Genomic DNA, 4,058 nt, shown 5'->3' with positions numbered 1-4,058 from the left:
ATAGCCTCAAAAAAGGGTCGGGAAATATATTCCGACCCTTTTTTTTGAAAATTATGGAGTATAATCCCAATCTTAAAACTTGGGATGACTCATGTTTGGTTAACCGTTATAATATTTCTAGCAAGGTATCCCAAAATACAGAATGACTTCTATTCAGGTATTTAACCATTTTCAAATCAACACATTTTCAAATTTTCAAATTATTTCGGTGCTATTTCTCCCAAATAAAAACTTGGATGTGGAGGTTGGTTATAGCCAGAATTTTGCCAAGCGATTGCCACACGATATTGCGCATCGTGCATCAAAGTTGGCATTTTATAAGTCGTTGGAATTGTCGTAGTAAAAATGCGAAGCGCTGAGCTATCACTTTTTTTCAATACTACCTCCTCTCGCCAATCGCCAAACAAATCTGCTGAAACGGCAGGCGTCGCCTTTGTACCGTTGTTAGAAGAGCAGCCTTCGGCTGTGAATAGGCGTACCAATTGTCCATTTTGGTAATCCCATTTATCTACATGATTTCCGTCTAATAATTCACGAGTTAAATCGCCATCCCACCAAACTGCAAAGTTCATGGAACGAGGTCGGGTAGCACTAATTTGATTTCCTTTACAGTCATAAAGCCCTCCTACCGAGCCCCACACCTCATATCCATAATGAGTAGGATCAATATCAGCAGCCATACAACGCCCTATATCTTTACCTTCGCCCGACACACCCCAAATAGGCTTGCCTGTCTGAACATCTCTAAACTCCATACCGTATTCGCCGTACTTGGCGGGTTCTTCGTGGCATTGCCAAAGTTCGAGGCCTTTTCTGGTTGGATCCATATCCGACACATGCAGGGCATCGCCATGCCCGAGGCCGTTGGCATAAAAGCTTTTACCATTCGAAGCAATCACAGATGAGCCACTAATTACCTCTTGCTTGCCATCGCCATCCAAATCGGCAATACTCATTTGGTGATTTCCCATACTTCGATGCGCTTCATTTCCTGAATCATTTGAATCAAAATTCCACCGCATTTTGATTTTACCTCTTTCAAAATCCCAGGCAGTTCTAACCAAACGAGTGTAATAACCTCTTCCAGTAATTAAACTTGGATGTTTGCCGTCCAAATACGCGACTGCAGAGATAAACCTATCTACTCGGTTGCCGTATTTATCTCCCCAAGCTCCCACTTCTCCACGCTCGGGCGTAAACGGTACAGAATCAAGAATTTTTCCAGAAATACCTTCAAAAACTGTCAAAAATTCAGGGCCATTCAAAATATACCCTGTTTCGTTACGATAATCGGCTTCGGTATCTCCTATAATCTTACCAGAAGCATCGGTAGTTCCATCAGCAGTTTTACAGGCAATTTCGGCTTTACCATCCCCATCAAAATCAAAGACCATGAACTGTGTATAATGTGCTCCTGCACGAATATTTTTTCCTAAATCTATTCTCCACAGCTGCTTCCCATCCATACGATACGCATCTAAGTAGACATTGCCTGTATAACCTTTCTGTGAATTATCCTTTGAGTTACTAGGATCCCATTTTAGTACAATTTCATATCGGCCATCACCATCCAAATCGCCTACCGAACAATCTGATGCGGAATAGGTATAAGGCTTCCCGTCGGGAGTTGTGCCTCCTGTAGGGATGCGGAGTGGGATTTCAATAAAATTTTGTGCTTCTACTTTGGTCGAATAGGCCTTTTGCTCTTTGCCATTCAAAACGGCTCTAACACTATACTCATCAGCGTCAACTCCGCTGCTATCTATCCAATTAGAAATGGATGCAATAGGATTAGTATTTAGTTTTACCTTTCCACGATAAAGATTGAAGGCCAAGCCATTTGGGTCAGTCAAAAGAATTCTCCAACTCAAAAAAACAGATTTGGGACTAGTCCGTACTGCGACCAAGCCTCTATCCAAATTTTCGAGTTGGTATTGTGCCATCGCACCCGAAGATAGCAGCAAGCCCACGACAAAGGGCAATACTGTAGTTAAGATTTTTTTCATGAAATAAATCAGGTTTATTGGTAAAGAAAATAGTGAATTTTGTAATAAAATTTCAGCTCAAGCGGAAAACGAAACAACTAGAGGTCGCATATTTCCCTCCTTGGAGAGCTGTAAAAAGATGGGTTGGTTTACCATTTTGCATCAGTAGTTGAGGGCGTTCAAACCGACCATATCGCTTGAGGTGGGCAGGTGCGGGAGGTTCAACAAGATAGGCTTCAGCTGGGAAAAAAGATACGGTAGGCTTGCTCCAGTTTTTACCATTTTTCGACTCCATCATTAAACCTACTTCATGGTTAAAATAGCCCATATCACGGGTAAGCATTTTGAATTTGCCTTTTTCTAAATAAGTAAAAGCATCTTCGACTTGGGCATTGTTTCCTTTTTTTGAAAAATCTATAATCGGATTTCCTTTATATTTTTGATAAGGCCCCATCAGGTTTTTGGCAATTGCTAAACCATACTTTCGATTGCCACGAATAGCACCTTGAGTTTCTTGATATTCTTTTGTATTCCAAGATTTGTAGTACAACCAATATTCTCCATTCGGGTGTTTAACAAAAGAGGGATTCGTGGTACAGTGGTCATCCCAAGCGCCTTCGGTACCCGCTTCCAACAGCGGTTTGTCGTAGCGAGTCCAAGGGCCATCGAGACTCGGCGCGGTGGCCAAACCAATACGCTTAGTATCTGTTTTACCGTTGGAGTTTCCCATGTAAAACAAACAATATTGGTTATCTACAAACTGAATATGAGGATTATGACAGGTAGTGGCATCCCAAAATCCTTCGCCTCTTGGAGCAAGAATAGTACCAGTGACTTTAAAGGGAGCGGTAGGAGAATCAGCAACAGCATGAGCTATTTCGGATTTGTGAATCCAACCGCCCATCTTATATTTTTCTGGCCATCTCGAAAAGAAAACATGTACTTTCCCATCTGGAGCCATAATCGGTGAAGCACACCAAACATAATACCCTTCTATTTCTAATCGACGACCAACTGGTTCGAGATGTTTAACAAAATCGGATAAAGGTAAAACCTTTGTTTTGGGTTTTCCAAAGCTAAATGCAGTCAATGGCAAAACTCCCAAAGAAGCCAAAAAGGTTCTTCTAGAAAGCATATTGTTTAGAGATAAATATCAATTTTTAGATCAGGAAATTGGTAGTTGCGAGTTATGAAGGATTCTAGAAACTGTTTAATTCGGATATTGGATGCTGGATTTCGGAAGTGTAGACTTCTATATTTTGTAAAAAAATAAAGGTATCTTACTTCATTTCCGAAATCAGAAATCCCAAATCCGTGATTGTTTTAAATCCTTGGTACAGTTCTAAATCACAATTAATTCTACACTAACGAATAACGCTATATAACCTAAAAGATTCAATTGCTCTATTTCTACTAAGTAAGGGCTTCAATAGGAGATTTTTTCAGGAAATAAATTTCACAAGAAGTATACTAATCATGCTTCTGAGAATTCAATTTTTCGACAGGATAGCCTTTTGCTCTACATCTCGCAATAATATCCTCCAACTGTTTTTGAGGCATTGTCTTTTTACGACTCATGATAAACAAAAATTTATATTCAGGATGCCCCACTACTACATAAGAATAATCTTCGGGAAGCTCGATAATCCAGTAATCCACTCGATATGGCCATAGAAACTGCGCCTCTAATTTGGAGTTATTGGTGTTAGCTACAGGAAAAACTTTGGATTTTACAGAATGAACTTCCTCATCATTCCCCTTTTTGTAGGTAGTGACTACATCAAAGTAGCCCTTGCTGTTGAGCGTATAATACCCAGTAGTTTCGCGGGTATTACGGTCAAACATAGTGGGTAAAGAATACAGTGAATACCAGACACCGCAATAGCGTCTCAAATCAACTTTCTCAACGGTGACATTTGGTACAAAATTGGTTTTCATTAAAAACAAAGTAAAAGCAAGTATGTATTTCATAAGTTTCTCATTTTGGAAAAATACGAAAAACTCAGCCTTTTAGATTTTGTTTTTTTCAAAACCTCTTAAGTTAGTACGCAAAATAGAATGTAAAGGATTTCA

General features: G+C 39.8%; 3 protein-coding genes. All 3 read right to left on the bottom strand.

What is annotated here, in order from left to right; genetic code table 11:
* Positions 1 to 200 precede the first annotated feature (200 nt).
* Entirely contained in the window at positions 201 to 2,006 is a 1,806-nt protein-coding gene (locus ACOVQ4_RS07735) for a rhamnogalacturonan lyase (RefSeq protein ID WP_421820080.1), read from the bottom strand.
* Between the two features lie 52 nt (positions 2,007 to 2,058).
* Positions 2,059 to 3,120, bottom strand: a complete 1,062-nt coding sequence (locus ACOVQ4_RS07730) for a glycoside hydrolase family protein (RefSeq protein ID WP_421820079.1) — start codon at positions 3,118 to 3,120, stop codon at positions 2,059 to 2,061.
* Between the two features lie 335 nt (positions 3,121 to 3,455).
* Positions 3,456 to 3,956, bottom strand: a complete 501-nt coding sequence (locus ACOVQ4_RS07725) for a lipocalin family protein (RefSeq protein WP_421820078.1) — start codon at positions 3,954 to 3,956, stop codon at positions 3,456 to 3,458.
* Positions 3,957 to 4,058: the final 102 nt, after the last annotated feature.

The sequence above is a fragment of the Flectobacillus sp. genome (genome assembly GCF_049240685.1).
In the GTDB taxonomy this organism is placed as follows: Bacteria; Bacteroidota; Bacteroidia; order Cytophagales; family Spirosomataceae; genus Flectobacillus.
This window is presented reverse-complemented; position numbering and strand designations above follow the sequence as displayed.

Bases quoted from the DNA above. Each gene is read 5' to 3' on its own strand.
- ACOVQ4_RS07730 (WP_421820079.1), bottom strand. From the start codon at position 3,120: ATGCTTTCTAGAAGAACCTTTTTGGCTTCTTTGGGAGTTTTGCCATTG.
- ACOVQ4_RS07735 (WP_421820080.1), bottom strand. From the start codon at position 2,006: ATGAAAAAAATCTTAACTACAGTATTGCCCTTTGTCGTGGGCTTGCTG.
- ACOVQ4_RS07725 (WP_421820078.1), bottom strand. From the start codon at position 3,956: ATGAAATACATACTTGCTTTTACTTTGTTTTTAATGAAAACCAATTTT.